Consider the following 25,556-nt stretch of genomic DNA (forward strand, 5'->3'; position numbering starts at 1 on the left):
GGTGGGTGTGACGTATTGCAATTCTCTACAGGTCGGTGAGCATGATCACCATTCGTGATGTCGCCCGTCAGGCGGGAGTTTCCGTCGCGACGGTCTCGCGCGTGCTGAATAATAGCGCGCTGGTGAGTCCGGATACGCGCGAAAGCGTAATGAAAGCGGTAACGCAGCTGGGCTACCGGCCTAACGCCAACGCGCAGGCGCTGGCGACCCAGGTCAGCGATACCATCGGCGTTGTGGTGATGGACGTATCGGATGCCTTTTTCGGCGCGCTGGTGAAAGCGGTGGATACCGTGGCCCAGCAGCATCAGAAATACGTGCTGATCGGCAATAGCTACCACGAGGCGGAAAAAGAGCGTAACGCCATCGAAGTGCTGATCCGCCAGCGCTGCTCGGCGCTGATCGTGCACTCCAAGGCGCTGAGCGATGAGGAGCTCGGCGATTTCATGCAGCATATTCCGGGGATGGCGCTGATAAACCGCATTGTGCCCGGCTACGAGCACCGCTGCGTCGGTCTGGACAACGTCAGCGGGGCGCTGATGGCCACGCGGATGCTGCTGAACCACGGGCACCAGCGGATCGGCTATCTCTCCTCAAACCACGGCATTGAGGATGACTCTCTGCGCCGGGAAGGGTGGTTCAAGGCGTTACAGGAGCAAAGCATTATTGCCCCCGATAGCTGGGTAGGCTCCGGCTCGCCGGATATGCAGGGCGGCGAGGCGGCGATGGTTGAACTGCTGGGGCGTAATTTAGGCCTCACCGCCGTTTTTGCCTACAACGACAGCATGGCGGCCGGTGCGCTGACCACGCTGAAAGATAACGGCATTGTCGTGCCGCAGCATCTGTCGCTGATTGGCTTCGATGATATCCCTATTTCTCGCTACACCGACCCACAGCTGACGACGGTGCGCTATCCTATTATGTCGATGGCGAAACTGGCCACCGAGCTGGCGCTGCTGGGGGCTGCAGGGAAACTCGACCATGACGCTCGCCACTGTTTTATGCCGACTCTGGTGCGTCGCCATTCGGTGACCCAGCGGCAAATTGTGGGTCCGATCACTAACTGAAAAGGGCGGTGATGTAACCGCTTTCAATCTGTGAGTAAATTCACAGTATATTAACATTCAACTGATTATGATGGCCGCGTTTACCAGTCCTGACCATTTTGTCACGGTGATTAATCACTTTTACAACAGGCACAAGGCGCTAAACTGCGAGTAAAGCCGTACCTTTGGAGCGTTACCCTACACGGAAGACAGAATTTACAGTCGTGAACCTTGTTGTGCGGTAACGTTAATGTAACAACTTTCCGCCAGCCGTTTTCACACCAATGACCCTGCATAAAAAAAACCGGAGATTCCATGAATAAGAAGGTGTTAACCCTGTCTGCAGTTATGGCGAGTATGTTATTTGGCGCCGCGGCACACGCAGCTGATACCCGCATCGGCGTAACCATTTACAAATATGACGACAACTTTATGTCGGTGGTGCGTAAGGCAATTGAGAAAGACGGCAAATCAGCGCCGGACGTTCAGCTGCTGATGAATGACTCGCAAAACGACCAGTCCAAACAGAACGATCAGATTGACGTCCTGCTGGCAAAAGGCGTGAAAGCGCTGGCGATTAACCTGGTGGACCCGGCTGCTGCAGGCACCGTTATCGATAAAGCGCGCGGACAGAACGTCCCGGTCGTGTTCTTTAACAAAGAGCCTTCCCGTAAAGCGCTGGATAGCTATGACAAGGCGTATTATGTCGGTACCGACTCTAAAGAGTCCGGTATTATCCAGGGCGATCTGATCGCTAAACACTGGAAAGCCAACGCCGGCTGGGATCTGAACAAAGACGGCCAGATTCAGTATGTGCTGCTGAAAGGCGAGCCGGGCCATCCGGATGCTGAAGCGCGTACCACCTACGTCATTAAAGAGCTGAATGACAAAGGTCTGAAAACTCAGCAGCTGCAGCTGGATACCGCGATGTGGGACACCGCTCAGGCGAAAGACAAAATGGACGCCTGGCTCTCTGGCCCTAACGCTAACAAAATTGAAGTGGTTATCGCCAACAACGATGCGATGGCAATGGGGGCGGTAGAAGCGCTGAAAGCGCACAACAAGAGCAGCATTCCGGTCTTCGGCGTTGATGCCTTACCAGAAGCGCTGGCGCTGGTTAAATCCGGTGCAATGGCCGGTACCGTGCTGAACGATGCCAATAACCAGGCAAAAGCCACGTTCGATCTGGCGAAAAACCTGGCGGACGGCAAAGAGCCGGCTGCAGGCACCAGCTGGAAGATTGAAAATAAAATCGTTCGCGTTCCTTACGTTGGCGTAGATAAAGACAATCTGAGCCAGTTTGTTGGCAAGTAATATTTAATACTCGGTTTTCGAGCTGCGGGTGAATACCATTTCGCAGCTCGAAATTCATCGGGTAGATGTACGGGCGTATCAGCTATAAATAAAATCACTCGGGATGCGTTGAGATCAACGTCGCCGGTAAAATGGCCGCCTGAAGGATCTCCAGCCGCTACGCCCGATTATTCCTGATACAGAACCAGACTCTTATTTTGACGCTAATTCGTCAGCTGAGAGTGTGCATGAACGCAGCCAGGTATAACTATGGTCAGTAATAATAGCGAACGGTCGGGCGAATTTTTGTTGGAAATGAGCAACATCAACAAATCATTTCCTGGCGTCAAGGCACTCGATAATGTCAACCTGAAAGTCCGTCCTCACTCTATTCATGCATTAATGGGCGAGAATGGCGCGGGAAAATCAACATTATTAAAATGTCTTTTTGGGATCTATCAAAAAGATTCCGGCAGCATTCTTTTTCAGGGAAAAGAGATCGATTTCCATTCGGCTAAAGAAGCGTTGGAAAACGGCATCTCAATGGTTCACCAGGAATTAAACTTAGTATTACAACGTTCGGTGATGGACAACATGTGGCTGGGGCGTTATCCCACCAAAGGCGTGTTTGTCGATCAGGACAAAATGTATCGCGATACCAAAGCGATATTTGATGAACTGGATATTGATATTGACCCGCGCGCGCGTGTGGGGACGCTATCGGTATCGCAAATGCAGATGATTGAAATTGCGAAGGCATTTTCCTATGACGCCAAAATCGTCATCATGGACGAGCCGACGTCATCGCTGACCGAAAAAGAGGTCAACCATCTGTTTAAGATTATCCGCAAGCTGAAAGAACGCGGCTGCGGCATTGTCTATATCTCCCACAAAATGGAAGAGATTTTCCAGCTGTGCGATGAGATAACCATCCTGCGCGACGGTCAGTGGATTGCCACCCAGCCGCTGGAAGGACTGGACATGGATAAGATTATCGCCATGATGGTCGGCCGCTCCCTGAACCAGCGCTTCCCGAGCCGTGAAAATACGCCGGGCGAGGTGATTCTTGAGGTGCGCAACCTGACGTCGCTGCGTCAGCCGTCGATCCGCGATATCTCCTTCGACCTGCATAAGGGCGAAATTCTCGGCATTGCCGGGCTGGTGGGGGCCAAGCGTACCGATATCGTTGAAACCTTATTCGGTATTCGCGAAAAGGCCAGCGGGACGATTAAGCTGCACGGTAAGAAAATTAATAACCATAGCGCCAATGAAGCCATTAACCACGGCTTTGCGCTGGTTACCGAAGAGCGTCGCTCTACCGGGATTTACGCTTATCTGGATATCGGTTTTAACTCCCTGATCTCCAATATTAAGAAATATAAAAATAGGGTCGGATTGCTGGATAACTCACGCATGAAAAGCGATACCCAATGGGTTATTGACTCCATGCGCGTGAAGACCCCAGGACAGCATACGCAAATTGGTTCGCTGTCCGGCGGCAACCAGCAGAAGGTTATTATCGGCCGCTGGCTGTTAACCCAGCCGGAGATTTTGATGCTTGATGAACCGACCCGCGGGATTGACGTCGGCGCTAAGTTTGAAATCTATCAGCTGATTGCCGAGCTGGCAAAAAGAGAGAAAGGGATCATTATTATTTCCTCCGAGATGCCGGAGCTGCTGGGTATTACTGACCGTATTCTGGTAATGAGCAACGGTCTCGTTGCCGGAATTGTTGAGACAAAAACCACTACGCAAAACGAAATTTTACGTCTTGCGTCGTTGCATCTTTAAGATCAGGGGCTTGCGATGAGCGCATTAAATAAAAAGAGTTTTCTCACTTACCTGAAGGATGGTGGGATTTACGTTGTTCTTTTGGTCCTGCTGGCCATTATTATTTTCCAGGATCCCACCTTCTTAAGTTTACTGAACTTAAGTAACATTCTGACCCAGTCCTCGGTGCGTATTATTATCGCGCTGGGCGTAGCGGGGCTCATCGTGACTCAGGGGACCGACCTGTCAGCCGGACGTCAGGTTGGGCTGGCGGCGGTTATCGCCGCAACGATGCTGCAGGCGGTGGACAACGCCAACAAGGTCTTCCCGGATATGGCAACCATGCCAATCCCGCTGGTGATCCTGCTGGTGTGCGCGATTGGCGCGGTGATTGGCCTGATTAACGGGATTATCATCGCGTACCTCAACGTGACGCCATTTATCACCACCTTGGGTACCATGATTATCGTTTATGGGATCAACTCCCTGTACTACGATTTTGTTGGCGCCTCGCCGGTTTCCGGGTTTGACAGCCACTTCTCGCATTTCGCTCAAGGGTTTATTGCGCTGGGGACGTTCCGCCTGTCGTATATTACCTTCTACGCGCTGATTGCCGTCTTCTTCGTCTGGATCCTGTGGAATAAAACCCGCTTTGGCAAAAACATCTTTGCTATCGGCGGCAACCCGGAAGCGGCGAAGGTTTCAGGGGTTAACGTTGCCCTTAACCTGCTGATGATTTATGCCCTGTCCGGCGTGTTTTACGCCTTCGGCGGGCTGCTGGAGGCCGGACGAATTGGCTCTGCGACCAACAACCTCGGCTTTATGTACGAGCTGGATGCGATTGCGGCCTGCGTCGTCGGCGGCGTCTCCTTCAGCGGCGGCGTGGGTACCGTGCTCGGCGTGGTAACCGGCGTTATCATCTTTACGGTGATTAACTACGGGCTGACCTACATCGGCGTTAACCCGTACTGGCAGTATATTATCAAAGGCGCAATTATTATCTTCGCCGTCGCGCTGGATTCACTGAAATACGCGCGTAAAAAGTAACGAGCTCTCTTTATCAGGCCCGCGCAGTGCGCGGGCTTTTTTTTGGCTGCGGCTGCGGTGAGCCCGTTTTTAAACCCCTGCAGGAGTGAAGGAATAAAGTCCAACCATAGGCGCCGGCTCGGCCGCTCTCCTACCGCAATATGTGGCGGAAGATCGCGCCGGTTTTATCTTGTCCGGAAAGATAATCACTTCTTGATGAATCGGCTTTGGCTAAGTGACGCCGATGATAAGAGCGCTGAACCGGCCGATCCAGCGCTGCGCGAGCTCTATTTGTTCTGCAATTCCAGCAGCTGCTCCGGCGTCACCGCCGGATAGGACTGCGTCCCCTGGGGAACTTCCTGCTGCGACGGAATGGGGATCAGCGGGCCTAAAAAACGCGGCTCGCGTTTGAAAACGTAGAGGTCTGCGAGGGCGCCGAAGCGCGCGCCGAACTCACGCAGCCGCACGTTCCACATATCTTTTGGCGACGGGACCGCATAGCACTGCGCCTGAATCCCCATATGCAGGGCGATAAACAGCGCGCGCTCGCAGTGGAAGCGCTGGGTGATGATAATAAAATCGTTGGTGTCAAAAACCTTGCGGGTCCGCACGATAGAGTCGAGCGTACGGAAGCCGGCATAGTCCAGGACGATATCCGCCGGATCGACGCCTGCTTTAATCAGGTCCCGGCGCATCGTCATCGGCTCATTATAGCTCTGCAGCGCGTTATCGCCGCTGAGCAGCAGGTAGTTCACCTTGCCGCTGTTGTAGGCGTTGAGCGCTCCCTGGATACGGTAGCGATAGTATTGGTTGATGACCCCGGTGCGGTAGTACTTGGCGGTGCCGAGAACCACCCCGACCTGGCGATAGGGCAGATCCTGCAGTTCATCGTAGATATAGGGCGCGGTTTTCCAGCTCATCCAACGGTCAAGACCCAGCACGGTCAACAGCAGCAGGCCGAACAGGACTAACAGGCTGTATAACACGCGCTTTAACATTAACCTGGGCTCAACGGTAGACAATGGAGTGTTCAGGCTACTTTACCCGCCGGGCAAGAGCAAGAAACCATCGTTTGATTGCGGGGATTTTCAACAATACGGGCCTGAGGCCCGCATAATGTGTGATTTAACCGAGCAGGACGCGGTCAATACTGTGACAGCCAAGCGCTTTCAGCGTGGCCGCGGTGGCATCCCACTGGATCAGCGGCGCATCGGCCTTTTCGGCAAGAATGGCCCGCTGGATATCGGCATAATCATAGCCGTTCAGGCTAAGCAGGTTGAGCGCTCCCTGCAGCGGCGGCAGCGTCGGGTTAAAGGCGGCGTTTTCGGCATAGCTGCCGGAGAAGAGGGTGCCGTCTTTCAGCTCCAGCGCGACGCCGGACGGTGACTGGCTGTAGGGCATATGGCAACGGTTTGCCGCCTGAATCGCCGCCTGCGCCAGCGCGTCGCCGCTCAGCGGGAAGCCGTGATCCTGTTCATCCATCAGCAGCGTTTTGATCTCCAGATCTTGCGGACCAAACGCGTCCGGCAGATAGTGCTGCAGCGAATGCGCCTCGCGCCCCGGCAGGTGGATCCGCAGCACCTGGCTACTGTTGAGCTCGTTCATAAACTGGCGACAGTGGCCGCAGGGCGTGTAGTTGACGGTGATTGCCAGCAGGGATTTTTCGCCGCGTAGCCACGCATGGCTGATGGCGCTCTGTTCCGCGTGGACGGTTTGCTGCATGGTCGCGCCGAGGAATTCCATATTGCCGCCGAAATACCAGCGCCCGCTGACGCCTCGGGCGATAGCGCCAACGTTAAAATGCGAGAGGTCGGCGCGCGCGCAGGCTGCGGCCAGCGGCAGCAGGGCAAAGGCCAGCGCGTCTTCGTCAAGGCCAGTTGCGCGTTGCAGCGCGGCGACCTGGTCTGCATCGAGCATGGCCGGGAAATGCGGGTCGGTCAGCATCGGGGCGATAGCCGTCTGCAGGTCTGCCGTCAGTTGAGGGAGAGCAGCTTGAAAACGTGGGTGCATGGCGTTGCCTCATAACAATGTAATGGGAATCTAGTGTACGGGCGGTGATGGCCTGTATATGTGATTAATGTCTCATTGTTTGTGCAACTCTATTACGTTGCATTGATAAATGTGATTTAAATCACAATTTATCCCGCCAGGGCTAAAATCACCGGGAACAAAAACGGCGCGACCAGGGAGGTAATAATTCCGCACAGCACCAGCGCCAGCGAGCTGAAGGCCCCCTCCTGATAATCCATCTCCGCGCAGCGCGCGGTGCCCAGCGCGTGCGAGGCGGTACCCATCGACAGGCCGCGTGAGGCCTTGGTGTGGATGCGCATCAGGTTTAGCAGCGTATGCCCGAAAACCGCGCCGAGGATGCCGACGAAAATAACGCATACCGCGCTGATCGCCGGAATACCGCCAATGCTGCCGCTGACCGCCATCGCAATCGGCGTCGTTACCGATTTCGGCATAATCGACGCGGCGATTTGCGGCGTCGCGCCCATTAGCAGCGCAACCGTCGTCCCGGTCACCATCGCCACCACGCTGCCGATAAAGCAGATGGTAATAATCGATTTCCAGCGGGCGCGAATCTGGTGAAGCTGCTCGTATAAAGGAAAGGCCAGCGCCACGACCGCAGGCTGCAGCAGATCGTTGAGGATCTTACTGCCCTGAAAATAGCGGTCGTAAGAGATACCGCTCACCAGCAGAAAGGGGATGATGACCACCATCGCCACCAGCAGCGGGTTGAGCAGCGGAAATTTAAAGCGCGCTGCCAGCCTGCGGGCGAGGAAAAAGACAATCAGCGTCAGCGGCAGTGACCACCAGATCTCATGCATCATTTTTTACTTCCTTCTTGGCCGACCACTTTGCGTTCGCCGTGCACCAGGTGGGAGCTCCAGCTGACAACCAGAAAAACGACCAGCGTGCTGATGGTGCAGGAGACGGCGACCGGGCCGAGCTGAGCGCGGAGCAAATCCCAGTACTGCATCACGCCCACGCCAATGGGCACAAACAGCAGCGCCATATAGCGGATCAGCACGTTACAGCCGGGGTTAACCCACTTCGGCGGCATAATCTGCAGCGCCAGCAGTACGAACAAAATCAGCATCCCGATAATGCTGCCGGGGATGGTGATAGGCAGCAGGGAGGAGATAAAAATCCCGGCGTATAAACAGGCGTAGATCAGGACAAATGCCCGCAGGTACTGCCAGATAATAATCAGTGATTGACTCATGGTAATAACCCTTGATGAACCGCATTCATCATACAATTAAACCCAAAAATGTGCTACCGGTCACAACATGAATTATACGCATAGCTGGAATAGAGCAATGGAACCCTGCGCGCGGGCAGCGTCACGGCTACGACTCCTGCGATAAATAATCAAGAAACCGGCTGAGGGCAAGCGATGGCGTTTCACTTTTTCGCCAGAATACCCCGACGCTACCTTTTTGTTCGATGCGCGGCAAATTAAGAATCGCCAGCTGCTGCTGTTCGGCAAAGCGCTGCGCCAGGCGTAAGGAAAGAATAGAGATCATATCGCTGCTTTGCAGCAGATTGCTGGTGACGTTCATCGACGCCGACTCGATGGTATTTTCCGGCAGCATAACGCCGTTATCGACCAGGGCGTTGTCAATGCTCAGGCGGATCGGCGTGCCGGTTGGCCAGACTATCCAGCGCCAGTGGGCGAGGTCGGCCCAGCCGAGGCTCGGCATCTGCGCCAGCGGGTGATCGGGGCGGGCGACGAAGCACACCGGCTCGGTGTACAGCACCCGATAGTTAAGCGGCAGCTCCAGCGCTCGTCCGCCCACCCGTCCCACCACGACGTCCACCACCCCGGAGAGCAGATCGTGAAGCAGGGGAGTCATCACCTTTTCCTCAATGTTCAGATGCAGGCTCGGCATCTCCTTGAGCAGCGAGAGAATGGCCAGCGCAACGCAGTCGGTGGCCACCGGCGAACAGCCGATCATCAGGCTGCCCACCAGCCCGCCCTGTTTAAAGCGTTCGATCTCATACTGCGAGCGGGACATATCGTTGATCAGGCGCTGGGCGTGCTGCAGCAGCAGCTTGCCGCCTTCGGAAGGGCGTAGGCCTTTGCTATGGCGTTCGAACAGCAGCATGCCGACCTCTTCTTCAAACTGAGTCAGCCATTTCGAGAGCGCGGGCTGGGTAATATTCATCATTTTGGCCACCTGCGTCAGGTTGCCCTGCTCGCCGAGCGCCACCAGCATTTGCAGATGATGCAGCTTCAGTTTTTGCGCCCAGTTTGCCATTAGCTATAACCTCCAGGTTATGTCTGTGCCCGAGATACCATTGTACATTTCATCGCCTTGGTTACAAAATCGCAACATAAAAGAAATAAATACAACATCTCCTCCTCCCTACACTGAGGCATAACGATGACTCAACGACGTGAATTGCAAACGCTGCTGGACGCCGCTCCGATAGGTGCCCGGCAGTGGCGCGTGATTATCTGCTGTTTTCTGGTGGTCATGCTCGACGGTTTTGATACCGCCGCCATTGGTTTTATCGCCCCCGATATTCGCGCCCACTGGCAGCTCAGCGCCAGCGAGCTCGCGCCGCTGTTTGGCGCCGGTCTGCTGGGCTTAACAGCCGGCGCTCTGCTGTGCGGTCCGCTTTCCGACCGCTTCGGGCGCAAGCGGGTCATTGAGTTCTGCGTCGCGCTATTTGGCCTGTTTAGCCTGCTTTCGGCCTTTTCCCCCGACCTTGAGACGCTGGTTGTTCTGCGCTTCCTCACCGGCCTCGGCCTCGGCGGGGCGATGCCGAACACCATTACCATGACCTCGGAGTATCTGCCCGCCCGGCGGCGCGGCGCGCTGGTGACCCTGATGTTTTGCGGCTTTACCCTCGGTTCGGCATTAGGCGGCGTGGTCAGCGCCCAGCTGGTGGCGCAGATTGGCTGGCACGGCATCCTGGCGCTAGGCGGCGTTCTGCCTCTGCTGCTGGCCGCGGCGCTGCTGGGGGTGCTTCCGGAATCCCCGCGCTGGCAGATTCGCCGCCGGCTGCCGCAGCCTGTGATTGCGAAGACCGTCGGCGCCATTACCGGCGAGCGCTATGAGCACACCCATTTCTGGCTGGATGAACCGGCCACCGGCGCCAAAGGCAGCATCGGCCAGCTGTTCGTTGGCCGCCAGCTGCCCATTACCCTGATGCTGTGGGTGGTGTTCTTTATGAGCCTGCTGATTATCTACCTGCTTTCCAGCTGGATGCCGACGCTGCTCAACCATCGCGGCATCGACCTGCAGCATGCCTCATGGGTCACCGCCGCTTTCCAGATTGGCGGCACCTTCGGCGCGCTTCTGCTCGGCGTGCTGATGGATCGCTTCAATCCGTATCGGGTGCTGGCTCTGAGCTACTGCCTGGGCGCGGCCTGTATCGTGATGATCGGCCTTAGCGAGAATGGCCTGTGGCTGATGGCGCTGGCCATTTTCGGCACCGGGATTGGCGTCAGCGGTTCACAGGTTGGGCTCAACGCGCTGACCGCCACGCTCTATCCGACCCAGAGCCGCGCCACCGGCGTCAGCTGGTCAAACGCCGTTGGCCGCTGCGGAGCCATCGTCGGCTCCCTCTCCGGCGGCATGATGATGGCCATGAACTTCTCATTCGACACCCTGTTTTTCGTCATCGCCGTTCCGGCCGCGATTAGCGCAGGGATGCTGATTTTGCTGACGCTGGTCGTCCGCACCCCCGTTACCGTACCCGACGCGCTGCCCTCCGCGGGCATTGCGAATAAATAAGGAGAACAACTATGTCTCAGCACGCTGCGGAAGCTTCCGCCGGTCGCCAGCAGTTTTACGAGCATATTTCGGGCCAGAACCTGACGCCTTTGTGGGAGTCGCTGCATCATCTGGTGCCGAAAACGCCGAACGCCAACTGCGCGCCGGCCTACTGGAATTATCAGGAAATTCGCCCGCTGCTGCTGGAAAGCGGCCGGCTGATTGGCGCTAAAGAAGCGGTGCGTCGGGTGCTGGTGCTGGAGAACCCGGCCCTGCGCGGCCACTCCTCAATCACCTCCTCGCTGTATGCGGGTTTGCAGCTGATCATGCCCGGCGAGGTGGCGCCGAGCCATCGACATAATCAGTCGGCGCTGCGTTTCGTCGTGGAAGGCGAAGGGGCCTTTACCGCCGTTGACGGCGAGCGGACGGCGATGCGCCCCGGCGACTTTATTCTCACCCCGCAGTGGCGCTGGCACGATCACGGCAATCCGGGAGATGAGCCGGTTATCTGGCTCGATGGCCTCGATTTGCCGCTGGTGAACTATCTGGGCTGCGGGTTTGCCGAAGATTACCCTGAGGATCAGCAGCCGGTCACCCGCAAAGAGGGCGACTATCTGCCGCGCTACGCCGCCAATATGCTGCCGCTGCGCCACCAGGTAGGCAACTCCTCGCCGATCTTTAACTATCGCTATGACCGCAGCCGCGATGCGCTGCATGAATTGACAAAAATGGGCGCTGCCGACGAGTGGGACGGCTACAAAATGCGCTACGTCAACCCGGTCACCGGCGGCTACCCGATGCCGTCAATGGGCGCTTTCCTGCAGCTGCTGCCCAAAGGCTTTAGCTCGCGGACCGCGAAAACCACCGACAGCACTATCTACCACGTCGTCGAGGGGAGCGGGCGGGTCACCGTCGGCGGGCAAACCTTCAGCTTCCAGGCGAAAGATATCTTCGTGGTGCCGACCTGGCACGGCGTCTCTTTCAGCGCAACGCAGGAGACGGTGTTATTCAGCTTCTCGGATCGCCCGGTTCAGGAAACCCTCGGCCTGTTCCGCGAAGCGCGCGACTAATCATAAGGACTCGATCATGACTCAATACGTTTTTGCCCCCCAGGCCCCGGTCACCGTTCCCGTTGTCGGCAGCGATGAGCTGTTCCCCGTGCGCCGCGTCTACTGCGTGGGGCGTAACTATGCCGCTCACGCGCGTGAAATGGGCTTCGACCCGGACCGTGAGCCGCCGTTTTTCTTCTGCAAACCGGCCGATGCGGTGGTTGCGGTGGCCGCAGGCGAAACCCTCGATTTAGCGTATCCGCCGCAAACGGATAACTACCACTACGAAATCGAGCTGGTGGTGGCGATCGGCAAGCGCGGCAGCGATATTCCGCTGGAGCAGGCCCATGAATATATCTGGGGCTACGCGACCGGCCTGGATATGACCCGCCGCGACCGCCAGATGGAAATGCGCCAGATGGGGCGTCCGTGGGAAATCGGCAAGGCGTTCGATCTTTCCGCGCCGGTGGCGCCGCTGCACAAAGCGGATAGCGTGGCGGTCAATCAGGCGGAGATTTGGCTGCAGGTGAACGGTGAAGACCACCAGCGTAGCGACATTCGCCATCTGATCTGGTCGGTTAACGAAACCATCAGCTACCTGTCAGGCTTTTTCGAACTGCAGCCCGGCGACCTGATCTTCACCGGCACCCCGGAAGGCGTTGGCGCGGTGGTCAAAGGGGATGTGATTAGCGGCGGCGTGGATGGACTGACGCCCATCGCCGTGCGCGTGGTATGAGGTGAGTGATGAAGCTGTACAGTTTTTTCAATAGCTCCGCTTCATACCGGGTGCGTATCGCCCTGGCGCTGAAGGGGATCGACTACCAGAGCGTGGGCGTCAATATTCGTATCGGCCAGCAAAACGCCCTCGAATACCGGCGGCTGAATCCGGTGGGGCTGGTGCCTACGCTGATGACCGACGAGGGCGAATCCCTGGGCCAGTCGCTGGCGATCGCCGACTGGCTCGACCGGCGCTATCCGCAGGCGCCGCTGTTGCCCCTGCAGGACCCCGCGCGGATGCGGGTGCTGGAGATCGTCTACGCTATCGCCTGCGATATTCATCCGATTAATAACATGCGCGTTTTGCGCTACCTTAGCGATGAGCTGAAGGTGAGCGAAGAGGACAAACAGCGCTGGTATGCGCACTGGGTCCAGCAGGGGCTCAGCGCGGTGGAGCAACTGCTGCGGCACTCCCGGTCCGGCGCCTTTTGCGTAGGCGAGACGCCGACGCTGGCCGACTGCTGCCTGGTGCCGCAGTGGGCCAACGCCCAGCGCATGGGCTGCGATCTGAGCCACTATCCGCGCTGCCAGGCGGTCTATGACGCCTGTACCCGGCTTCCGGCGTTTATCGCCGCCGCGCCGGAAAATCAACAAGACAAAATTCCGGCCTAGGGGGCTGAGTATGGCGAAAGTAACGCGAGCAATCATTGTCGGTGGCGGAATTGGCGGCGCGGCGACCGCGCTCTCGCTGGCGCGCCAGGGCATCAAGGTGATGCTGCTGGAGAAGGCCCATGAAATTGGCGAAATTGGCGCCGGCATCCAGCTTGGCCCCAACGCCTTTTCTGCGCTGGATAGCCTGGGCGTGGGCGAAATAGCCCGCCAGCGCGCCGTCTTCACCGATCACATCACCATGATGGATGCGGTGAATGGCGAAGAGGTGGTGCAGATTAAAACCGGGCAGGCTTTCCGCGATCATTTTGGCGGCCCCTACGCGGTTATCCATCGGGCAGATATTCATGCCACCGTCTGGGAAGCGGCGTTAACCCATCCCGACGTGGAGTACCGCACCTCAACGCAGGTGGTCGATATCCGCCAGAGCGCCGACGAGGTGACGGTATTTGACGATCGCGGCAACGGCTGGAGTGCGGATATCCTGATTGGCTGCGACGGCGTGAAGTCGGTGGTCCGCCAGAGCCTGCTGGATGACGCGCCGCGGGTCACCGGCCACGTGGTTTACCGGGCGGTGGTTGAAGCGGCGGATATGCCGGATGATTTGCGCATCAACGCGCCGGTGCTGTGGGCCGGGCCGCACTGCCATCTGGTGCACTACCCGCTGCGCGGCGGCAAACAGTACAACCTGGTGGTGACGTTCCACAGCTGCCAGGAGGAGGAGTGGGGCGTACGCGACGGCAGCAAAGAGGAGGTGCTCTCCTATTTTCAGGGGATCCATCCGCGCCCGAGGCAGATGCTGGACAAACCCACGTCGTGGCGCCGCTGGTCCACCGCCGATCGCGAGCCGGTCGATAAATGGGGCAATGAACGTATCACCCTGGTAGGCGACGCGGCCCATCCGGTGGCGCAGTATATGGCCCAGGGCGCCTGCATGGCGCTGGAGGATGCGGTCACGCTTGGCAAGGCGCTGGCGCACTGCGACGGCGATGCCGCCCGCGCGTTTGCGCTGTATGAGTCGGTTCGAATTCCGCGCACCGCGCGCATCGTCTGGTCAACCCGCGAAATGGGGCGGATCTACCATGCCGCAGGCGTCGAACGCCAGGTACGCAACCTGCTGTGGAAGGGCAAAACCCAGGCTGAGTTCTATCGCGGCATCGAGTGGCTGTACGGCTGGAAGGAGGATAACTGCCTGCAGCCGCGCTAGCGCAGGCCGCGGGCCGTAGCCTGCGCAACGAGGGGCGGGAAAACCCGCACGGGGCCCTTTCAACCGGCACGTAGAGGCGCTAACATAGCGCCTCTTTTTTTCCGGGCAATGAATAACAATATGCGGGTATTACTGGCGCCGATGGAAGGCGTGCTCGATTCGCTGGTGCGCGAGCTGCTGACCGAAGTCAACGATTACGATCTTTGCATCACCGAGTTTTTGCGCGTGGTGGACCAGCTGCTGCCGGCAAAATCGTTTTACAGGCTCTGCCCGGAGCTGCATCACCACAGCCGGACGCCTTCCGGAACCCGCGTGCGCGTGCAGCTGCTCGGGCAATATCCACAGTGGCTGGCGGAGAACGCCGCCCGGGCGGTGGAGCTCGGCTCGTGGGGCGTTGACCTGAACTGCGGCTGCCCGTCAAAGCTGGTTAACGGCAGCGGCGGCGGCGCGACGCTGCTGAAGGACCCGGAGCTGATTTATCGCGGCGCGAAGGCAATGCGTGAAGCGGTGCCTGACCACCTGCCGGTGACGGTAAAAGTGCGCCTCGGCTGGGACAGCTCCGGGCGGCGGTTTGAAATTGCCGATGCCGTGCAGCAGGCGGGAGCCAGCGAGCTGGTGGTTCACGGGCGAACCAAAGAAGAGGGCTATAAGGCGGAGAGCATCAACTGGCAGGCGATCGGCGAAATCCGCCGCCGCCTGACGATCCCGGTGGTGGCCAACGGCGAAATCTGGGACTGGCAAAGCGCGCAGGAGTGCCTGGCGGCCACCGGCTGCGACTCGGTGATGATTGGCCGGGGAGCGCTTAACGTGCCGAATTTGAGCCGGGTGATAAAATACAACGAACCGCGGATGCCGTGGCCGCAGGTCGTGCTGCTGCTCCAGAAATATACCCGTCTGGAAAAGCAGGGCGATACCGGCCTGTATCACGTGGCGCGTATCAAGCAGTGGCTCAGCTATTTACGTAAAGAATATACTGAAGCGCTGGAGGTATTTAATGAGATTCGCACCCTAAAAACCTCTGCTGAGATTGCCGCCGCTATTGCCCGTTATTAATCTCAGGATTGTTAATTCGCTCACAAATTATTACTCAGGAAGTTTCTGCTGATGGGAATTTCATAAAGAGAGTGATAGTGTACAGTTCTAATATTCAGGGTTGCTACTGATTACAGGCAAAACCTAAGCACTTCCGCCATCCGTGGTGGGGAGTGCTTAGGTTTTTTTTTGCCTTCAATTTATGGGGAGTTTAATTATTAAATAAAACAATGAGTTGTAAATAAAGGTGCGATGCGGCTAAGCGGTTTAATGACCGACAACGCCCCTTTCTCCAAAAAATAAAAAAATAAAATAAAAACGGGCAAAGTTATTGCCTGCGGACAGCTATTACTCCTACTCAGTCAGGTTGGATATATCTATGAATGACCAAAAAATAAATCGCCTGCTATCTTTACTGGCATTTTCACTATTGACGCCGGCGGCGTTGGCTGCCGAAACGCCGCCGTGGAACGGTACCGTATTAGGTTTTGAAAGCCCGCAAAAAGGCCTGCTCGGTGATATGTTTGGGATTCGCCCGATACTTGAGGATCGTGGGTTTAATTATAACCTCGGTTATCTCAATGAAATGGGCTATAACGCCGGCGGCGGCTACAACCATGATAAGCATCTGGCCTATATCGACCAGGTTGCGCTGACCTTTAACCAGGATCTTGAGCGCTGGACCGGGATCCCGGACGCACGCATCGAAGGTAATATCGTGAACCGCAACCACAACGATAATCTGACCACCAAACGGCTGCAGGATCCGCGGGTTAACTTTAACGATCTCTCCCAGGAGAGCTGGGGCGGGCAGTCCATTACCCGCCTCGGCTGGCTAACCTTTGCCCGCAGCTTTGACGACCGGCGCCTGACCTGGCGAATTGGCATGATGAACAAAGTGCAAACGTTCGATCAGATCATTCCCTGCGACTTCCAGCTTCTCTCGCAGTGCGGCGGTAAATCCGCCAACTCGCTGACGTGGAATAACTGGAACGTGCATACCTGGGGGACCACCTTCGAATATAAGCTGATGCCGACGCTCACCCTGAAAGGGGGAGTGATGGAGCAGAACCCGCAGGCAGCTTCCCGCAGCCATGCGTGGAGCTGGTCTACGAAGGGCAGTAAAGGCGTGCTGCTGCCGCTGGAGATTGAGGCTCGTCCGACGATTAACGGTCTGTCGGGCGCGTATAACCTCGGCGTGCTGTTCACCAACGCGCCGCAGAGCGATTTATATTACGGGAAATCCGGCGGCCCCGGCGCGACGGACCCCGAAGGCTACGCGCAGCATAACCGGACCTGGTTCCTGTATGGCGGCATGAACCAACAGGTAACCCGGCACGCCGACGATCCTGACCGCGGGATGAGCCTGTCGCTGAGCGGCAGCTATAGCGACCAGCGCAGCAACTACATCCATACCGCCGTGGCCGCCTCGATGCGCTATCGCGGCCTGTTTGACGCCCGACCGGCGGACTGGATCGGCTTTGGCCTGACATGGATGGATATGAGCGATAGCTACGCGCGCAATCAGCGCTATATGAACCAAATCAGCGGCGCCACGGACTACTATGATGCCAGCTATCAGCCGGTTGCCGGACATTCGCTGAACGCCGAACTCTATTACCGCTTCCGCCCGGTTTCCTGGCTTGAGCTGCAGCCCGGCCTGCAGTACTGGCACCGTCCCGGCGGCGTCGCCGAGACCCAGGATGCGTGGGTGGTGGAGTGGAAAACGGTGGTGACCTTCTAAAAAACGCCGCGGCGATACGCTATTAGTCGCGATCTGTATCACGTTTTTCCGCCTGGGCAGTTGAGACAAAGAAAGAAGTTGCTACAGTGCGGGAGTTGGATTGCTACTGCTTAGGCAGGCAAAACCTGATTTCCTGGCATCTGTCGGGAGTCAGGTTTTTTTGTTTCCGGGGTTCATATGCAAATCGCCAAAGTTCTTAATAACAATGTGGTGGTTATTCTCGACGAGCAGCAGCGCGAGCAGGTGGTGATGGGGCGAGGGCTCGCCTTTCAGAAACGCGTCGGTGACTCGCTGGATGAAAGTAAAATTGAAAAGGTCTTCGCGCTGCAGAGCGATGAGCTGGTCGGCCGTTTAGGAGAGTTGCTCAGTCAGATACCGCTGGAAGTGATGACCACCTGCGACCGAATTATTGAGCTGGCGCGCGGGCGGCTGGGCAAACTGCAGGAGAGCCTGTATATCACCCTGACCGATCACTGCCACTTCGCCATTGAACGGCAGAAAAACGGCGTGACCATCCGCAACGTCCTGCTGTGGGAAATTAAGCGGCTGTATCCGAAAGAGTTTGAGCTGGGGCAGGAGGCGCGGGCGATTATTGCCCGGCGGCTCGGCGTCGAGCTGGCCGAAGACGAGGCCGGGTTTATAGCCCTGCATCTGGTCACCGCCCAGCTCAACAGCGAAATGCCGGAAGTGATGCACGTCACCCGGGTGATGCAGGAAATTCTGCAGCTGGTGAAGTATCAGCTGCAGCTGAATTATGACGAAGAGTCGTTAAGCTACCAGCGCTTTGTCACTCATCTGAAGTTTTTCGCCCAGCGGATGCTGACCCGCACGGTGGTGGAAGATGATGACGTGACGCTGCACAGCGCGGTGAAGGACAACTACGCCAGGGCGTGGAAGTGTGCGGAAACCGTGGCCCGACATCTGCAGAAAAGCTATCAGCGGCAGCTGACGACGGAAGAGATTATGTTTCTTGCCATTCATATTGAACGGGTAAGAAAAGAGGGGCGTTAGCCCCCAGCGACCAAAAATTGGATTGTTACTGCATAACGCAGGCAAAACCTGAGCGCGACGCCATCCGGCGTTGTTCTCGGGTTTTTTTTATTTTAACACTCAGTCACGGGCTGCCTGCGGGCAGCTGAAGTCAAGGAAAACAGCATGGAATATAAAGCACTCGCGCAGGATATTCTTAGCCGGGTTGGTGGCAAAGCGAATATAGTGAGTCTGGTTCACTGCGCTACACGGCTGCGCTTTAAGCTTAAAGAGAATAAAAAAGCGGACGCGGAAGGGCTGAAGATGAATCCGGGCGTCATTATGGTGGTCGAAAGCGGCGGTCAGTTTCAGGTGGTGATCGGCAATCATGTCCACGACGTCTGGCAGGCGGTTCGCAGCGAAGCCGGGCTGACCGACGATAGCGAGCCGGTGGCGGAAACAGGGGAAAAAACCTCGGTTCTCGGCCAGGTTATTGATGTGGTGTCCGGCATCTTCACTCCGTTTATCGGCGTCCTGGCGGCGTCGGGGATCCTCAAGGGGATGCTGGCGCTGGCGGTCGTGTGCGGCTGGCTGACTCCGCAGCAGGCAACGTATCAGATCTGGTTTGCCGCCAGCGACGCGCTGTTCTTCTTCTTCCCGCTCTTTTTAGGCTATACCGCCGGTAAAAAATTTGGCGGCAATCCGTTTATCACTATGGTTATCGGCGGGGCGTTAACCCACCCGCTCATGATTCAGGCTTTTGACGCCAGCCAGGCGTCGGGGGCCGGCGCGGCGCATTTCCTCGGCATACCGGTGACCTTTATCAACTACAGCTCGTCGGTTATTCCGATAATTCTCGCCTCGTGGGCCAGCTGCTGGCTGGAGCGACGCAGTAACGCGGTGCTGCCGTCATCGATGAAAAACTTCTTCACCCCGGCCATTTGCCTGGCGGTGGTGGTGCCGCTCACCTTCCTGGCTATCGGCCCGGTTGCCACCTGGCTGAGCCAGCTGCTGGCCCACGGTTATCAGATTATCTACGCGGTTGCGCCGTGGCTGGCAGGAGCCGCGATGGGCGCGCTGTGGCAGGTGTGCGTGATCTTTGGTCTGCACTGGGGGCTGATCCCGCTGATGATCAACAACCTGACGGTGCTCGGCCAGGATTCGATGATGCCGATGCTGCTGCCGGCGGTGATGGGGCAGGTGGGGGCTGCGTTGGGGATTTTCCTGCGCACCCGCGATGCGCGGCAAAAAGTATTGGCCGGGTCGGCTATCTCCGCGGGGATTTTTGGCATCACCGAACCGGCGATCTATGGCCTGAACCTGCCGCTGCGCCGCCCGTTTATCTTCGGCTGCGTGGCCGGGGCGATCGGCGGGGCGATTGTCGGTTTCAGCGACAGCCACGTTTACTCCTTCGGCTTTGCCAACATTTTCACCCTTGCGCAGATGATCCCGCCGCAGGGCATTGACGCCACCCTGTGGGGCGGTGCGATCGGTATGGTTGCCGCGCTGGTTATCTCCTGCGCGCTGACCTTTGTCGCCGGGCTGCCGAAGAGTCGCGAGGAGCAGGCCGCTGTCGTCACCGCTCCGGCAGGCGAAAACGATATTCTGGCGCCGATGTCCGGCAGCGTTCTGGCGCTGGATCAGGTTCCCGACGGCACCTTCGCCAGCGGCCTGCTGGGGCAGGGGGTGGCGATTATTCCCGCCACCGGCAAGGTCATCGCCCCGTTCTCTGGCGAAGTGGCCTCTTTATTTCAGACCAAACACGCGATTGGCTTACTCAGCGACGGCGGAATTGAGCTGCTGATCCATGTCGGTATCGACACCGTTAAGCTTAACGGCGCGCCCTTTACCGCCCACGTGAAAGAAGGGGATAAGGTGAAGGCCGGCGACCTGCTGCTTGAGTTCGATCGCCAGGCGATTCTGGATGCCGGCTATGACCTGGCTACCCCGATAATTATCAGTAACAGCGACGGCTATCGCAGCGTTGATATTGTATCTGGCAGCGTGGTTGACGCGGGCCAGCCGCTGCTGTCCGTCAGCCATTAATCACAGGAGAGAGAGATGAAGACATTCCCAAAAACGTTTTTATGGGGCGGCGCGACCGCGGCAAACCAGGTGGAAGGGGCGTATCTGGAAGAGGGGAAAGGGTTATCCACGTCAGATGTCCAGCCGCACGGCGTATTCGGCGACGTGGTTGAGCGCGCTGCCGGCGACAGCGGCATCAAAGATATCGCCATCGATTTCTACCACCGCTACCCGGAAGATATCAGCCTGTTCGCGGAGATGGGCTTTAACTGCCTGCGGGTATCGATTGCCTGGACGCGTATTTTCCCCAACGGCGATGATAGCGAAGCGAACGAAGCCGGACTGGCCTTCTATGACCGGTTGTTTGATGAGCTGGCGCAGCACAACATCACTCCGCTGGTGACGCTGTCGCATTACGAAATGCCGTGGGCGCTGGTGAAAAACTACGGCGGCTGGGGCGGCCGCGAGGTTATCGGCTTCTTTGAGCGCTATGCGCGCACGGTGTTTTCCCGCTATCAGCATAAGGTCAAGCTGTGGCTAACCTTTAACGAAATCAACATGTCCCTGCATGCGCCGATGACCGGGGTCGGCCTGCCGGAAGGCAGCAGCAAAGCGGCGGTCTACCAGGCGATACATCATCAGCTGGTAGCAAGCGCGCTGGCGGTTAAGGCCTGCCACGAGATAGTCGAAGACGGGAAGATCGGCAATATGCTGCTCGGCGGCCTGATGTATCCGCTCAGCTGCCGTCCTGAAGATATTTTTGAAACCCTGCAGCAGAACCGCAGCTGGCAGTTCTTCGGCGACGTGCAGTGCCGTGGAGCCTATCCGGGCTATATGCTGCGCTATTTCCGCGAGCAGGATATCAGCCTTGAGATAACCGACGCCGACCGCGCGGCGCTGAAAGAGACCGCCGATTTTATCTCCTTTAGCTACTATATGACCGGCTGCGTGACCGCCGATGAAGAGCTGAATAAAAAGGCGCGCGGCAACATTCTCAGCATGGTGCCCAACCCGCACCTGGCGAGCTCGGAGTGGGGCTGGCAAATCGACCCGCTGGGCCTGCGCACGCTGCTTAACGTCCTGTGGGATCGCTATCAAAAGCCGCTGTTTATCGTTGAAAATGGCCTCGGCGCGAAAGATAAGGTTGAAGCCGACGGCAGCATTAATGATGACTACCGGATCGCCTACCTGAACGATCATCTCCTGCAGGTGCGGGAGGCTATCGACGACGGCGTCGAGCTGATGGGCTACACCAGCTGGGGGCCAATCGACCTGGTGAGCGCCTCGAAGGCCGAACTCTCCAAGCGCTACGGTTTTATTTACGTCGATCGTGACGACCAGGGAAAGGGGACGCTGGCGCGCAGCAGGAAGAAGAGCTTTTACTGGTACAAAGAGGTCATTGCCAGCAACGGCGGTAGTTTGAAAGAGTAAGCCGCTCGCGGCCCGCATGCGCCGGGCCGCCTGCCGGTTACGCCGGTTTACGCGCGCGCAGTAAAAAGATCATCGGCCGTTCTTTTTCTTCATCGAGGCCCGGCTGGGCGGCAATTTGCTCCGCCGTCGGCCCCCACTCATCGAGATGCTCAATCACGAAGCCGGCGGCAATCAGCAGGTTTATCCAGCTGGCGAGCTTGCGGTGCTGTTTTTTTACCCCATCGGCAAACCAGTTGCTGATGCGCTCACCTTCCTGCTGATAGTGGCTGACCGGCCAGCTTTTTTGCCCATCTTCATCTTCCTGCCAGCCCTGACGCAGTGGCGCGGTATAGACCGGATGTTCGGCGGAAAACACCAGCGTGCCGCCGGCGGTTAACGCCTGATAAACGGTGGCGAACAGCGGGGCCACCTCAGGAAGATAGTGCAGGGCCAGCGAGCTATAGACCAGTTCGCAGCTGTTGGCGGGCAGCGTCAGCGTTTGCAGATCGGCGCAGCGGTAGTCAATATCCTGACCCACGCTCATTTCGCGCGCGCGGTCGAGCATGCGGTTGGATAAATCCAGTCCGCTCACCTGCGCCGCCCCGCGATCGCGAGCCCAGCGGCAGAACCAGCCGTAGCCACAGCCGAGATCGACGACCCGCAGGCCGGATAAAGGCGGCAGCATCTGCTGAATGGCGGCCCACTCGGGCGCGCCGTCAAGGCCCTTTACCGAACGGTCGAGGGTCGCGTATCCGGCGAAAAAGCGCGGATCGTCGTAAATATTCTGGCTCATGTTCACTCCGTGAATTCATTTATCTATTTTTAACCATCTGATTTGGCTGGCCACACGCTTTACTTAACGGCGCGAGGGCGATTAACTTATTATAACCGACCCTATTAAGTCATCTGACCTATCTCATGAACCTGAATCCGAGCAAACGTGTCCTCGCCGGGCTGCCCCTGGTCATTGCGCTGGCTGGCTGCGCGCCGTCACACGATACCGGCGCCCCGCAGCAGCAGCAGACTCCTGCATCCCATGTGGCTACGGAGCTGCCTGCCAGCGTGAAAAACGGCTGGCCGCAGGAGAACTGGTGGCAGGATTACCGCGATCCGCAGCTGAACGGCCTGATTCAGCGAGCCTTAGCCAACGCGCCGGATATGCAAATAGCCGATCGGCGCATCAGGCTGGCGGAAGCTCAGGCGCGTATGTCGCAGGCCAACCTTGGCCCGGAGATGGATTTTTCCGCCAACGTTGAGCGGCAGAAAATGTCCTCAGAGGGGCTGATGGGCCCTTTTGCTACCGATACCGATGGCAATACCGGGCCGTGGTACACCAACGGCACCTTCGGCCTGACGGCGGGCTGGGACCTGGATCTGTGGGGTAAAAATCGCGCGCTGGTAAAGGCCCGCATCGGCGAAGTGAAGGCTCAGATGGCCGAGCAGGCGCAAACCCGGGAGCTGCTGGCCAGCAGCGTGGCGCGGCTCTACTGGCAGTGGCAGACCGAGGCGGCGGTGAAGGAGGTGCTGCGGCAGCTGAAGGATGAGCAGAACAATATCGTCAGCGTCGATCGGTCGCTGTACCAGCGCGGGATCACCAACTCGGTCGAAGGGGCGCAGAACGATATCAACGTCAGTAAAAACGATCAGCATCTGGCCGATGTGGCCGGCAGCATGAAGGAGATTGAGGCGCGTCTGATGGCCTTGACCAACGGCCAGAGCCAGGGGCTGAACCTCCGCCCGGCCCCTTTGCCCGCCGTCAGCACGCAAATGCCGGGCGAGCTGGGCTACGAGCTGCTGGCGCGCCGCCCGGACCTGCAGGAGGCGCACTGGTATATCGAAGCCTCTTTAAGCGAGGTGGATGCGGCGAAAGCGGCATTCTATCCGGATATTAACCTGATGGGCTTCCTGCAGCAGGATGCCCTGCACTTAAGCGATCTGTTCCGCCATTCGGCGCAGCAGATGGGGCTCTCAGCGGGCCTGACGCTGCCGATCTTTGATAGCGGTCGCCTGAACGCCAGCCTGGATATCGTCAGCGAGCAGAACAAGCTGTCGGTGGCAAAGTACAATAAAGCGGTCGTTGACGCGGTGAACCAGGTGGCGAAGGCGGCAAGCCAGGTTGAGACCCTGATGGAGAAAAACCAGCAGCAGCAGCAGGTCGAAAAAGACGCCCGGCGGATGGTGGATCTGGCGCAGGAGCGGATGAATGCCGGGCTTCTGCCGGGTTCGAAAGTGAGCATGGCGAAGCTGCCGGCGCTCGAAGAGCGGATTTCCGCGCTTCGCCTGCACGGCCAGTGGCTCGACGCCAGCATTCAGCTGACCTCCGCGCTGGGCGGCGGCTATCGCCAGGCCGCGAAGTAATCCTCTTTTCCCCGGCGACGACGCTGGCCGAGGTGGCCGCTTACTCTTTCCTTTGCGCCTCGCGGCGCTTTAGCCACCAGTGCGCGGCGATCGCCAGCACAACCGCGAGAATCAGCCAGATCGCATGCTTGAGATGGCCGTCAAGATGATGCAGCCACGGGCCAATGGCTTCTCCCCCCAGATAGCCGAGCGTGGTAAATAGCAGCGCCCAGACAATCGCTCCCAGGATATTGAGCGGCAGAAAGACCTTCGGCGGCAGGCGGCTGGCGCCGATCAGCAGCGGCCCGATGATGCGAAAACCGTACATAAAGCGCGTCCCGATGACGAACAGATAGGGGCGGCGCTGGATCATGCGCTGCGCCTTACGGATCCGCGCCTGCTGGCGGGAAAAGCGTCGCAGCAGCCGGCCGCCAAAGCGCCTGCCCAGCAGATACAGCAGCTGATCGCCGATCATCCCGCCAAGCGCTACGGAGATGACCACTAGCGGAAACTTCAATAAGCCCTGATGCGCCGCCACTCCGCCAAGGAGGGTGATAGTTTCGCCTTCCGCTATGCTGCCGATGACCAGCGCAGCGTAACCATAATGGGAAATCAGGTTATTGATATCCATACAAAAAATTCTCCCTCCGCGCGGCATCCTTCAGCTAACGCTGGCGCGTGGCCTTGCCAGACCCGGCCGCCAGTCTTAACCATCCTGAATGACGCGACGTATTTATCCTAAAGCCTAAGCATACACCCTGGCGCTTAAAATAAGGTTAAGTGCCTTTTTATCGCTGTACATAAAATAATCTCTCAGGGTGAATTATACTTGTATCACTGCTGTACGAGGCCGTGACAAGGGGGACGCTATGAACCATGTCTGGGGACTTTTCTCTCATCCGAATCAAGAGATGAGCGTTATCAAGAGCGAAAACGAAACGATTTCGCATCACTACACGCACCACGTGCTGATCATGGCGGCGGTTCCGGTTATCTGCGCGTTTATTGGTACCACGCAGCTGGGCTGGAACTTCGGCGATGGCACCGTGATAAAACCGTCGTTGTTCACCGGGCTGGCCTTAGCGGTGCTGTTTTATGCCGTGATGCTGGCCGGGGTGGCGGTGATGGGGCGGGTTATCTGGTGGATGGCGAGAAGCTATCCGCAGCGACCTTCGCTAAAACGCTGCATGGTGTTTGCCGGCTATGTCGCTACGCCGCTGTTTCTAAGCGGGATCGTGGCGCTCTATCCGCTGGTGTGGCTATGCGCGTTTGTCGGCACGGTGGCGCTGTTCTACACCGGCTATCTGCTCTATCTCGGGATCCCAACCTTCCTGAGTATTAATCGTGAAGAGGGGCTAAGCTTTGCCAGCTCCACCCTCGCAATCGGGGTGCTGGTGCTGGAAGTGCTGCTGGCGATAACCGTTATCCTCTGGGGCTACGGTTACCGGCTTTTCTAACAACATACATTGCCAGCATAAATGGATTTTTATGCTGGCAATGCAGCATTTGCTCACTATTCTTATTAGCCAGGCG

General features: G+C 57.8%; 22 protein-coding genes and 1 pseudogene. 16 read left to right on the forward strand and 7 right to left on the reverse strand.

Going from position 1 to position 25,556, the window contains the following annotated elements; translation table 11 throughout:
- The first annotated feature begins 41 nt into the window (after window positions 1-41).
- The 4 genes from galS (at window position 42) to mglC (ending at window position 5,153) form a co-directional block, all read left to right on the forward strand.
- Window positions 42-1,064, forward strand: coding sequence for an HTH-type transcriptional regulator GalS (gene galS, locus GO007_RS13660; protein WP_095101343.1), 1,023 nt, complete (start codon window positions 42-44; stop codon window positions 1,062-1,064).
- 294 nt (window positions 1,065-1,358) lie between these two features.
- A complete protein-coding gene (gene mglB / locus GO007_RS13665) occupies window positions 1,359-2,357 on the forward strand; it encodes a galactose/glucose ABC transporter substrate-binding protein MglB (RefSeq protein ID WP_095100726.1) in 999 nt (332 codons plus the stop codon).
- Window positions 2,358-2,606: 249 nt separating this feature from the next.
- Window positions 2,607-4,127, forward strand: coding sequence for a galactose/methyl galactoside ABC transporter ATP-binding protein MglA (gene mglA, locus GO007_RS13670; RefSeq protein ID WP_095100728.1), 1,521 nt, complete (start codon window positions 2,607-2,609; stop codon window positions 4,125-4,127).
- Between the two features lie 15 nt (window positions 4,128-4,142).
- Window positions 4,143-5,153, forward strand: a complete 1,011-nt coding sequence (mglC, locus tag GO007_RS13675) for a galactose/methyl galactoside ABC transporter permease MglC (RefSeq protein ID WP_095100730.1) — start codon at window positions 4,143-4,145, stop codon at window positions 5,151-5,153.
- 266 nt (window positions 5,154-5,419) lie between these two features.
- On the opposite strand, the gene sanA is transcribed toward mglC, so the two are convergent.
- The 5 genes from sanA to GO007_RS13700 form a co-directional block, all read right to left on the reverse strand.
- The gene (sanA, locus tag GO007_RS13680; RefSeq protein ID WP_095100732.1) at window positions 5,420-6,130 is read right to left on the reverse strand and encodes an outer membrane permeability protein SanA; all 711 of its coding nucleotides are present in this window, start codon (window positions 6,128-6,130) and stop codon (window positions 5,420-5,422) included.
- A gap of 127 nt (window positions 6,131-6,257) precedes the next feature.
- Window positions 6,258-7,142: a cytidine deaminase gene (cdd, locus tag GO007_RS13685; protein ID WP_095100734.1), complete on the reverse strand. Its 885-nt coding sequence runs from the start codon at window positions 7,140-7,142 to the stop codon at window positions 6,258-6,260.
- A gap of 128 nt (window positions 7,143-7,270) precedes the next feature.
- Window positions 7,271-7,966, reverse strand: a complete 696-nt coding sequence (locus GO007_RS13690; RefSeq protein WP_095100735.1) for a CidB/LrgB family autolysis modulator — start codon at window positions 7,964-7,966, stop codon at window positions 7,271-7,273.
- Window positions 7,963-8,361, reverse strand: a complete 399-nt coding sequence (locus GO007_RS13695) for a CidA/LrgA family protein (RefSeq protein ID WP_095100737.1) — start codon at window positions 8,359-8,361, stop codon at window positions 7,963-7,965. Before GO007_RS13695 ends, GO007_RS13690 begins: the two co-directional genes overlap by 4 nt.
- 127 nt (window positions 8,362-8,488) lie before the next feature.
- Window positions 8,489-9,400 carry a LysR substrate-binding domain-containing protein gene (locus tag GO007_RS13700; RefSeq protein WP_095100739.1) on the reverse strand — a complete coding sequence of 304 codons (912 nt, stop codon included), beginning with the start codon at window positions 9,398-9,400 and terminating at the stop codon, window positions 8,489-8,491.
- A 126-nt stretch (window positions 9,401-9,526) separates the two neighbouring features.
- Between GO007_RS13700 and mhbT the strand changes: the two genes are divergently transcribed.
- The 10 genes and pseudogenes from mhbT to GO007_RS13750 all read left to right on the forward strand — a co-directional run bounded on the left by mhbT (window position 9,527) and on the right by GO007_RS13750 (window position 21,707).
- Window positions 9,527-10,885 (forward strand): 3-hydroxybenzoate transporter MhbT, encoded by a 1,359-nt coding sequence (mhbT, locus tag GO007_RS13705; RefSeq protein WP_095100741.1) that lies wholly within the window; start codon window positions 9,527-9,529, stop codon window positions 10,883-10,885.
- Window positions 10,886-10,896: 11 nt separating this feature from the next.
- Complete coding sequence (gene gtdA / locus GO007_RS13710) at window positions 10,897-11,934, forward strand: gentisate 1,2-dioxygenase (RefSeq protein WP_095100743.1); 1,038 nt, start codon at window positions 10,897-10,899, stop codon at window positions 11,932-11,934.
- A 16-nt stretch (window positions 11,935-11,950) separates the two neighbouring features.
- The gene (locus tag GO007_RS13715) at window positions 11,951-12,649 is read left to right on the forward strand and encodes a fumarylacetoacetate hydrolase family protein (protein ID WP_095100745.1); all 699 of its coding nucleotides are present in this window, start codon (window positions 11,951-11,953) and stop codon (window positions 12,647-12,649) included.
- A gap of 8 nt (window positions 12,650-12,657) precedes the next feature.
- Window positions 12,658-13,302, forward strand: coding sequence for a maleylacetoacetate isomerase (maiA, locus tag GO007_RS13720; protein WP_095100746.1), 645 nt, complete (start codon window positions 12,658-12,660; stop codon window positions 13,300-13,302).
- A gap of 10 nt (window positions 13,303-13,312) precedes the next feature.
- The gene (locus tag GO007_RS13725) at window positions 13,313-14,506 is read left to right on the forward strand and encodes a 3-hydroxybenzoate 6-monooxygenase (RefSeq protein WP_095100748.1); all 1,194 of its coding nucleotides are present in this window, start codon (window positions 13,313-13,315) and stop codon (window positions 14,504-14,506) included.
- 120 nt (window positions 14,507-14,626) lie between these two features.
- Window positions 14,627-15,559, forward strand: a complete 933-nt coding sequence (gene dusC / locus GO007_RS13730) for a tRNA dihydrouridine(16) synthase DusC (protein WP_095101345.1) — start codon at window positions 14,627-14,629, stop codon at window positions 15,557-15,559.
- A gap of 358 nt (window positions 15,560-15,917) precedes the next feature.
- On the forward strand, window positions 15,918-17,282 hold the full coding sequence (locus tag GO007_RS13735) for a carbohydrate porin (protein WP_095100751.1): 1,365 nt from the start codon (window positions 15,918-15,920) through the stop codon (window positions 17,280-17,282).
- Window positions 17,283-17,459: 177 nt separating this feature from the next.
- Window positions 17,460-18,293, forward strand: coding sequence for a transcriptional antiterminator BglG (bglG, locus tag GO007_RS13740; RefSeq protein WP_095100754.1), 834 nt, complete (start codon window positions 17,460-17,462; stop codon window positions 18,291-18,293).
- A gap of 32 nt (window positions 18,294-18,325) precedes the next feature.
- Window positions 18,326-20,297 (forward strand): annotated as a pseudogene (gene bglF, locus GO007_RS13745) (PTS beta-glucoside transporter subunit IIABC).
- Between the two features lie 15 nt (window positions 20,298-20,312).
- On the forward strand, window positions 20,313-21,707 hold the full coding sequence (locus GO007_RS13750; RefSeq protein WP_095100760.1) for a glycoside hydrolase family 1 protein: 1,395 nt from the start codon (window positions 20,313-20,315) through the stop codon (window positions 21,705-21,707).
- A 37-nt stretch (window positions 21,708-21,744) separates the two neighbouring features.
- On the opposite strand, the gene GO007_RS13755 is transcribed toward GO007_RS13750, so the two are convergent.
- Window positions 21,745-22,479, reverse strand: a complete 735-nt coding sequence (locus tag GO007_RS13755) for a class I SAM-dependent methyltransferase (protein ID WP_095100762.1) — start codon at window positions 22,477-22,479, stop codon at window positions 21,745-21,747.
- Between the two features lie 125 nt (window positions 22,480-22,604).
- On the opposite strand from GO007_RS13755, the gene mdtQ reads away from it, so the two are divergent.
- Entirely contained in the window at window positions 22,605-24,044 is a 1,440-nt protein-coding gene (gene mdtQ, locus GO007_RS13760) for a multidrug resistance outer membrane protein MdtQ (RefSeq protein WP_095100764.1), read from the forward strand.
- Window positions 24,045-24,084: 40 nt separating this feature from the next.
- Here mdtQ and GO007_RS13765 read toward each other — a convergent pair whose 3' ends face one another.
- A complete protein-coding gene (locus GO007_RS13765; RefSeq protein WP_095100766.1) occupies window positions 24,085-24,654 on the reverse strand; it encodes a DedA family protein in 570 nt (189 codons plus the stop codon).
- A gap of 238 nt (window positions 24,655-24,892) precedes the next feature.
- Between GO007_RS13765 and GO007_RS13770 the strand changes: the two genes are divergently transcribed.
- A complete protein-coding gene (locus GO007_RS13770; protein WP_045855849.1) occupies window positions 24,893-25,480 on the forward strand; it encodes a Yip1 family protein in 588 nt (195 codons plus the stop codon).
- The last annotated feature ends 76 nt before the right edge of the window (window positions 25,481-25,556 follow it).

This window comes from Klebsiella sp. 10-1, from assembly GCF_009758445.1.
Taxonomy (GTDB): domain Bacteria; phylum Pseudomonadota; class Gammaproteobacteria; order Enterobacterales; family Enterobacteriaceae; genus Klebsiella; species Klebsiella scottii.

What these genes read in the sequence shown, in the direction of transcription:
- galS (WP_095101343.1), top strand. Translation starts at nt 42, where the DNA reads ATGATCACCATTCGTGATGTCGCCCGTCAGGCGGGAGTTTCCGTCGCG.
- mglB (WP_095100726.1), top strand. Translation starts at nt 1,359, where the DNA reads ATGAATAAGAAGGTGTTAACCCTGTCTGCAGTTATGGCGAGTATGTTA.
- mglA (WP_095100728.1), top strand. Translation starts at nt 2,607, where the DNA reads ATGGTCAGTAATAATAGCGAACGGTCGGGCGAATTTTTGTTGGAAATG.
- mglC (WP_095100730.1), top strand. Translation starts at nt 4,143, where the DNA reads ATGAGCGCATTAAATAAAAAGAGTTTTCTCACTTACCTGAAGGATGGT.
- sanA (WP_095100732.1), bottom strand. Translation starts at nt 6,130, where the DNA reads ATGTTAAAGCGCGTGTTATACAGCCTGTTAGTCCTGTTCGGCCTGCTG.
- cdd (WP_095100734.1), bottom strand. Translation starts at nt 7,142, where the DNA reads ATGCACCCACGTTTTCAAGCTGCTCTCCCTCAACTGACGGCAGACCTG.
- GO007_RS13690 (WP_095100735.1), bottom strand. Translation starts at nt 7,966, where the DNA reads ATGATGCATGAGATCTGGTGGTCACTGCCGCTGACGCTGATTGTCTTT.
- GO007_RS13695 (WP_095100737.1), bottom strand. Translation starts at nt 8,361, where the DNA reads ATGAGTCAATCACTGATTATTATCTGGCAGTACCTGCGGGCATTTGTC.
- GO007_RS13700 (WP_095100739.1), bottom strand. Translation starts at nt 9,400, where the DNA reads ATGGCAAACTGGGCGCAAAAACTGAAGCTGCATCATCTGCAAATGCTG.
- mhbT (WP_095100741.1), top strand. Translation starts at nt 9,527, where the DNA reads ATGACTCAACGACGTGAATTGCAAACGCTGCTGGACGCCGCTCCGATA.
- gtdA (WP_095100743.1), top strand. Translation starts at nt 10,897, where the DNA reads ATGTCTCAGCACGCTGCGGAAGCTTCCGCCGGTCGCCAGCAGTTTTAC.
- GO007_RS13715 (WP_095100745.1), top strand. Translation starts at nt 11,951, where the DNA reads ATGACTCAATACGTTTTTGCCCCCCAGGCCCCGGTCACCGTTCCCGTT.
- maiA (WP_095100746.1), top strand. Translation starts at nt 12,658, where the DNA reads ATGAAGCTGTACAGTTTTTTCAATAGCTCCGCTTCATACCGGGTGCGT.
- GO007_RS13725 (WP_095100748.1), top strand. Translation starts at nt 13,313, where the DNA reads ATGGCGAAAGTAACGCGAGCAATCATTGTCGGTGGCGGAATTGGCGGC.
- dusC (WP_095101345.1), top strand. Translation starts at nt 14,627, where the DNA reads ATGCGGGTATTACTGGCGCCGATGGAAGGCGTGCTCGATTCGCTGGTG.
- GO007_RS13735 (WP_095100751.1), top strand. Translation starts at nt 15,918, where the DNA reads ATGAATGACCAAAAAATAAATCGCCTGCTATCTTTACTGGCATTTTCA.
- bglG (WP_095100754.1), top strand. Translation starts at nt 17,460, where the DNA reads ATGCAAATCGCCAAAGTTCTTAATAACAATGTGGTGGTTATTCTCGAC.
- GO007_RS13750 (WP_095100760.1), top strand. Translation starts at nt 20,313, where the DNA reads ATGAAGACATTCCCAAAAACGTTTTTATGGGGCGGCGCGACCGCGGCA.
- GO007_RS13755 (WP_095100762.1), bottom strand. Translation starts at nt 22,479, where the DNA reads ATGAGCCAGAATATTTACGACGATCCGCGCTTTTTCGCCGGATACGCG.
- mdtQ (WP_095100764.1), top strand. Translation starts at nt 22,605, where the DNA reads ATGAACCTGAATCCGAGCAAACGTGTCCTCGCCGGGCTGCCCCTGGTC.
- GO007_RS13765 (WP_095100766.1), bottom strand. Translation starts at nt 24,654, where the DNA reads ATGGATATCAATAACCTGATTTCCCATTATGGTTACGCTGCGCTGGTC.
- GO007_RS13770 (WP_045855849.1), top strand. Translation starts at nt 24,893, where the DNA reads ATGAACCATGTCTGGGGACTTTTCTCTCATCCGAATCAAGAGATGAGC.